General features: G+C 70.8%; 6 protein-coding genes. 5 read left to right on the forward strand and 1 reads right to left on the reverse strand.

Annotated elements, in window-relative coordinates; all coding sequences use genetic code 11:
• Positions 1–370: alternative ribosome rescue aminoacyl-tRNA hydrolase ArfB (gene arfB, locus RWP81_RS13445; RefSeq protein ID WP_314456896.1), on the reverse strand; the 370-nt coding region annotated here is incomplete at its 3' end.
• 476 nt (positions 371–846) lie between these two features.
• Here arfB and RWP81_RS13450 point away from each other — a divergent pair.
• Genes RWP81_RS13450 through kdpC form a run of 5 tightly spaced genes read left to right on the forward strand, consistent with a single transcriptional unit; the run spans position 847 to position 5,728 of the window.
• Positions 847–1,011 (forward strand): hypothetical protein, encoded by a 165-nt coding sequence (locus RWP81_RS13450; protein ID WP_156459120.1) that lies wholly within the window; start codon positions 847–849, stop codon positions 1,009–1,011.
• Positions 1,008–1,097 (forward strand): K(+)-transporting ATPase subunit F, encoded by a 90-nt coding sequence (kdpF, locus tag RWP81_RS13455; protein WP_074696280.1) that lies wholly within the window; start codon positions 1,008–1,010, stop codon positions 1,095–1,097. Before RWP81_RS13450 ends, kdpF begins: the two co-directional genes overlap by 4 nt.
• 13 nt (positions 1,098–1,110) lie before the next feature.
• On the forward strand, positions 1,111–2,784 hold the full coding sequence (kdpA, locus tag RWP81_RS13460) for a potassium-transporting ATPase subunit KdpA (RefSeq protein WP_314456897.1): 1,674 nt from the start codon (positions 1,111–1,113) through the stop codon (positions 2,782–2,784).
• Positions 2,784–5,126: a potassium-transporting ATPase subunit KdpB gene (kdpB, locus tag RWP81_RS13465; protein ID WP_314456899.1), complete on the forward strand. Its 2,343-nt coding sequence runs from the start codon at positions 2,784–2,786 to the stop codon at positions 5,124–5,126. The genes kdpA and kdpB overlap by 1 nt, the downstream gene beginning before the upstream one ends.
• A gap of 11 nt (positions 5,127–5,137) precedes the next feature.
• Positions 5,138–5,728, forward strand: a complete 591-nt coding sequence (gene kdpC / locus RWP81_RS13470) for a K(+)-transporting ATPase subunit C (RefSeq protein WP_314456901.1) — start codon at positions 5,138–5,140, stop codon at positions 5,726–5,728.
• The last annotated feature ends 348 nt before the right edge of the window (positions 5,729–6,076 follow it).

Below are 6,076 nucleotides of genomic sequence, written 5' to 3' on the forward strand. Positions count from 1 at the left end.
CCTTCGAGCCGCGCGTGGGCTTCGTGGCGCGGCGGGCCGGCGCGGGTGGACGCAGGGCGCCGCCGACGATCGTGGCGAGTCTCTCGCGGGCGGCGTCGCGGTTGCGCAGTTGCGCGCGATGCTCCGACGCGGCGATCGTCAGCACGCCATCGACGAGGCGGGCGCCGAGCTTGTCGACGAGCCTCTCGCGCTGCGTGCGCGACAGCACCGCCGAGCCCGCGGCATCCCACATCAGTTCCACGCGCGAGTCCGCGGTGTTCACGCCCTGCCCGCCCGGACCCGACGAGCGCGAGAACCGCCACGACAGCTCGGACTCCGGGATGACCAGGTGCGCGGCGACCCGCACGCCGGGGCCGTCGGAAGAGAGCATGCCTCCATGATGCGCCCACGCGCGGTCGCGTGCGACGACTCGCGCCGCACGTCGACGCGGCGTGAGCCGTCGGCTTGCGCACAACTCCTGCACATCCCGACCACCAGGACCGTAAGGGCCACGGCGAGCGCGCTCCGCAAGAGCTGTGCCGTCGGCCGGCAAGCCCCGTCGGCCCCGCGCCAACCACCGACCCGGCGCCGCTCGCGCACAACTCCTGCGAATCCCGACCACCGGGACCGTGAGGGCCACCGCGAGCGCATCCTGCCGGAGCTGTGCCGCACCGCCCTGCCGCGGCTCCGTGCCGCACCGCCCCGCCGGAGCGCCGCGGCGTAAGCACTGCGTATGCGTCCGTCAGCGCCCCGTAGGGAAACCGTAAGGACGCCCGGATGCCGAGACCCGGCGGAGTTGTATCGACACACGTGCCGCCCCGCGGCGCCCGCGGTCCGCCGCGGTTCTGTTCCGATCCTGGAGTCGTCGTGCTCGATGCCGTCTTCCTCGCCGCGACCGTCGCGCTCTTCGCGCTGGTCGCCCTCGTCGCGAAGGGGGTCGAGAAGCTGGGTCCCGAAGCCCGCCCCTCGTCCGCCCGCACCACCGGCCCGTCCGCCCCCGCGGCACGCCGGAACGGGGGCGAGCGCTCATGATCTTCTTCTCGATCCTCGCCGCGGTCCTCGCGGTCGCCGCCGTCGTCTACCTCGTGGTCGCCCTCGTCCGCCCCGAGAAGTTCTGACGTGGATGCCGGAATGATCTGGTCCATCTTGCTGACCAGCCTCACCCTCATCGTCGCGCTGGGCCTGGCCTACCGCCCGCTCGGCGACTACATCGCCCGCATCTACACCGGCGAGCGCGACCTCGCCGTCGAGCGCGTCACCTACCGCCTGATCGGCGTCGACGCGCGGAGCGCCCAGACCTGGCAGGCGTATCTGCGCTCGGTGCTGCTGTTCTCGTTCGTCGGCGTCGTGTTCGTCTACGCGATCATGCGCCTGCAGGCGGTGCTGCCGTTCTCGCTCGGCCTCGCAGCCCCCGGCGAGGCGCTGTCGTTCAACACCGCCGTCTCGTTCGTCACGAACACCAACTGGCAGTCGTACTCGGGTGAGACCGCCCTCGGTTACACCGTGCAGTTCGCCGCCCTCACGGTGCAGAACTTCGTCAGCGCCGCGGTCGGCATCGCCATCGCCATGGCCCTCGTCCGCGGGTTCGCCCATCGCCGCAGCGGCGTGATCGGCAACTTCTGGGTCGACCTCGTGCGCGGCACCTACCGCCTGCTCCTGCCGTTCGCGATCGTCGCGGCGATCGTGCTGCTGGCGGGAGGCGTCATCCAGAACCTCACCGGGTTCACGGATGCCACGACCCTCGCGGGAGCCGCCCAGTCGATCCCGGGTGGGCCGGTGGCCTCGCAAGAGGCGATCAAGCTCCTCGGCACCAACGGCGGCGGGTTCTTCAACACCAACTCCGCCCACCCGTTCGAGAACCCGACGCCGTGGACGAGCCTGTTCTCGATCTTCCTGATGCTCGTCATCCCGTTCTCGCTCCCTCGCGCCTTCGGTCGCATCGTCGGCGACGACCGCCAGGGCTACACGATCCTGGGTGTCATGGCCGCGATCTTCGCGGCATCCACCGCCCTTCTCACCTGGGCGGAGCTCGCCGGCAACGGGACCGCCCCGATGCTCGCGGGCGGGGCGATGGAGGGCAAGGAGGTGCGTTTCGGCATCTTCGGCTCGACGCTGTTCGGCTCGACCAGCACGCTGACCTCCACCGGCGCCGTCAATTCGATGCACGACAGCTTCACGGCGCTCGGCGGCATGATGCCGATGATCAACATGATGCTGGGCGAGGTCGCCCCCGGCGGCGTCGGCTCGGGGCTGTACGGCATGCTGATCCTCGCGGTGATCGCGGTGTTCGTCGGCGGCCTGCTCATCGGTCGCACCCCCGAGTACCTCGGCAAGAAGATCGGGCCGCGCGAGATCAAGCTCGCGAGCCTCTACATCCTCGTGACGCCCACGCTGGTGCTGGCCGGAACCGCTCTGAGCTTCGCGATCCCCGGCATCCGGCAAGACGTCGAGGGCACCTCGATCTGGAACCCCGGGGTGCACGGTCTGAGCGAGGTGCTCTACGCCTTCACCTCGGCGGCCAACAACAACGGCTCCGCCTTCGCGGGGCTGACGGCCAACACCCCGTGGTTCAACACCGCGCTCGGCGTGGCGATGCTGCTCGGCCGGTTCCTGCCGATCGTGTTCGTGCTGGCGCTGGCCGGTGCCCTCGCGGCACAGGATGCCGTGCCCTCCACCGCCGGAACCCTGCCGACCCACCGCCCGCAGTTCGCGGGTCTGCTCGCCGGCGTCGCCGTGATCGTCACGGCGCTCACCTACTTCCCGGTCCTCACTCTCGGACCCCTCGCCGAAGGACTTACCCGCTGATGTCCACGCTCACGCACGCTCCCCACCAGTCGGCCCCTGAGCCCGTCGAAGGGTGCGATGCCCCCTCCCCGCGCCGCGCGTTCAGCGCCGCGCAGATCGTCGCCGCCCTCCCGGGCGCCGCGAAGAAGCTCAATCCCGCCGCCCAGTGGCGCAACCCCGTGATGTTCCTGGTGTGGGTGGGCGCAGCCCTGACCACGCTCATCGCGATCGCCGAGCCGTTCCTCGGGGACGCTTCGACAGGCTCAGCGTCCCCTGGCGGCTCAGCGTCCGAGACCCTGCCGTTCGGCTTCACCTGGGCCATCGCGATCTGGCTGTGGCTCACGGTGTTCTTCGCGAACATCGCAGAGGCCGTCGCCGAGGGCCGTGGCAAGGCGCAGGCGGCGACCCTGCGCAAGACCCGCACGACCACCTCGGCCCGCCGCGTCGTCTCGTACTCCCCCGACGACCCCTCGGCATCCCGTGCCGCGACCGAGGATGTGCCCTCGGGCGACCTGCGCGTCGGCGACGTCGTGCTGGTCGAGACGGGCGAGCTCATCCCCGGAGACGGCGACATCGTCAACGGCATCGCCACCGTCGACGAATCGGCCATCACGGGCGAGTCGGCGCCGGTCGTTCGTGAGTCCGGTGGCGACCGCAGCGCCGTCACCGGCGGAACGCGCGTGCTGAGCGACCGCATCGTGGTGAAGGTCACCTCGAAGCCCGGCGAGACCTTCGTCGACCGCATGATCGCGCTCGTCGAGGGCGCCTCGCGCCAGCGCACGCCGAACGAGATCGCGCTGAACATCCTGCTGGCGAGCCTGTCGATCGTGTTCGTGATCGTCGTGCTGGTGCTGAACCCCATCGCCTCGTACGCGGCGTCGCCGGTGTCGATCCCGGTGCTGGTCGCCCTGCTCGTGTGCCTCATCCCCACGACCATCGGCGCCCTGCTCAGCGCCATCGGCATCGCCGGAATGGACCGCCTCGTGCAGCGGAACGTCCTCGCCATGTCGGGCCGCGCGGTCGAGGCCGCGGGAGACGTGACCACCCTGCTGCTCGACAAGACCGGCACGATCACCTACGGCAACCGCCGCGCGTCGGCCTTCGTGCCCATGAAGGGCGTCGGCGCTCCCGAACTGGCCGAGTTCGCCTCGCTGTCGTCGCAGGCCGACCCCACGCCCGAGGGCGTCTCGGTGGTCGAGCTCGCGGCATCGCAGGGCATCGTCGCCGAGATGCCCCGCGGCGCGGAATCGGTGCCCTTCACCGCGCAGACCCGCATGAGCGGCCTCGACCTCGTCGACGGCACCCAGGTGCGAAAGGGCGCGGCGTCCGCCGTGGTGGCGTGGCTCGCGGCATCCGGATCCCCCGTTCCCGAGGCGCTGCGCGCGCAGCTGCGGAGCGAGACGGATGCCATCGCGCAGTCGGGCGGCACGCCGCTGGTCGTCGCGACGTGGACCCCCGCGGCGCGGGTCCCTGGGCCTGCCGAAGGGACCGGCACCCCGCAGGTCCCGGTGACTTCGACAAGCTCAGCCACCTCTGTCCGCACTCAGGTCCCTGAGCCTGTCGAAGGGACCGGAACTGCCGCGGGCGCTTCGACGGGCTCAGCGACCACTGACGACGGAACCGGCCGCGTGCTCGGCGTCATCCATCTCAAGGACATCGTCAAAGACGGCCTCCGTGAGCGCTTCGGGGAGCTGCGGGCGATGGGTATCCGCACCGTGATGGTCACGGGCGACAACCCCCTGACCGCGAAGGCGATCGCCGCGGAGGCGGGCGTCGACGACTTCCTCGCCGAGGCCACCCCCGAGGACAAGCTCGCGCTCATCCAACGCGAGCAGGAGGGCGGCAACCTCGTCGCGATGACCGGGGACGGCACGAACGACGCCCCGGCGCTGGCGCAGGCCGATGTGGGAGTGGCGATGAACACGGGCACCTCGGCCGCGAAGGAGGCCGGCAACATGGTCGACCTCGACTCCGACCCGACGAAGCTCATCGACATCGTTCGCATCGGCAAGCAGCTGCTGATCACGCGCGGCGCGCTCACGACGTTCTCGCTCGCCAACGACATCGCGAAGTACTTCGCGATAATTCCTGCCATGTTCATGGGGGTGTTCCCGGGCTTGGCGGTGCTGAACATCATGCAGCTGTCGTCGCCCGCGTCGGCGGTGCTCAGCGCGATCATCTTCAACGCGATCGTGATCATCGTGCTGATCCCGCTGGCGTTGCGCGGAGTGAAGTACCGCGCAGCCAGCGCGTCGAGCATCCTGAGTCGCAATCTGCTCGTCTACGGGCTCGGCGGCGTCATCGTCCCCTTCATCGGCATCAAGCTCATCGACCTCGTCGTGGGCCTCCTCCCCAGCTTCTGAAAGGCCCCGTCATGCGCACCACCCTGCGTACCGCCGGCGTCGCCGCCCGCGCGATGCTCCTCTTCACCGCCCTGCTCGGTGTCGGCTACATGCTGTTGATCACCGCGGTCGGGCAGGTCGCCCTGCCCTTCCAGGCCAACGGATCGCTGGTCCGCTCGGCCGATGACCAGGTCGTCGGCTCCCAGCTGCTGGGACAGTCCTTCGCGGACGCCGACGGCAACGCCCTGCCGCAGTACTTCCAATCGCGTCCCTCGTCCGCCGGCGACGCCTACGACTCCGCCGCCTCGAGCGGATCGAACTGGGGACCCGAGAACGACGACCTCATCGCTGCGATCGAGGAGCGCAAAGCCGCCTTCGACGCCCTGAACGGCTCCGGCGCGATCCCGGCCGATGCCGTCACCGCCTCGGGCTCGGGCCTCGACCCCGACATCTCCGTTGCCACCGCCGAACGCCAGGTCGTGCGGGTCGCCGAGGCTCGTGGCATCCCGGTCTCCGACGTGTCGGCGCTCGTGGCGGAGCACACCCAGCCGCGCGATCTGGGTTTTCTCGGCGACCCGCGGGTGAACGTGCTCGAGCTCAACCGCGCCCTCGACGCGCGCTGAGAGACGAGAATCGCTGACATGGCTCCCGTCGCGTCCCCCGCCGCCGTCGCGCCCCTCGCGCGGCGGCGGGTTCGCGCGCTCGCGTCGGCGCTCCCGTCGAGGGCGCACGCGGGCTCGGCGTTCGAGCGGACCCTCACCCCGTCGAGTGTCCAGAACACGCCGTCCGTACGGCGGCGCTGCGGCATGTTCTGGACACTCAACAGGGGGGCACTCCTGAGCACCGCGGAGCGCCCGACCAGGGCGGCGCGGTCGACCACGGCGAGGCGCCCGTCCACCGCGGAGCGGTCATCGCGCTACGGAACGCCGCGCCCGAGCATCGCGGCGCGATCCCCGCGCGGCACAGCCCCG

Source organism: uncultured Microbacterium sp., assembly GCF_963521695.1.
In the GTDB taxonomy this organism is placed as follows: domain Bacteria; phylum Actinomycetota; class Actinomycetes; order Actinomycetales; family Microbacteriaceae; genus Microbacterium.

What these genes read in the sequence shown, in the direction of transcription:
- kdpF (WP_074696280.1), top strand. Translation starts at nt 1,008, where the DNA reads ATGATCTTCTTCTCGATCCTCGCCGCGGTCCTCGCGGTCGCCGCCGTC.
- kdpA (WP_314456897.1), top strand. Translation starts at nt 1,111, where the DNA reads ATGATCTGGTCCATCTTGCTGACCAGCCTCACCCTCATCGTCGCGCTG.
- kdpC (WP_314456901.1), top strand. Translation starts at nt 5,138, where the DNA reads ATGCGCACCACCCTGCGTACCGCCGGCGTCGCCGCCCGCGCGATGCTC.
- kdpB (WP_314456899.1), top strand. Translation starts at nt 2,784, where the DNA reads ATGTCCACGCTCACGCACGCTCCCCACCAGTCGGCCCCTGAGCCCGTC.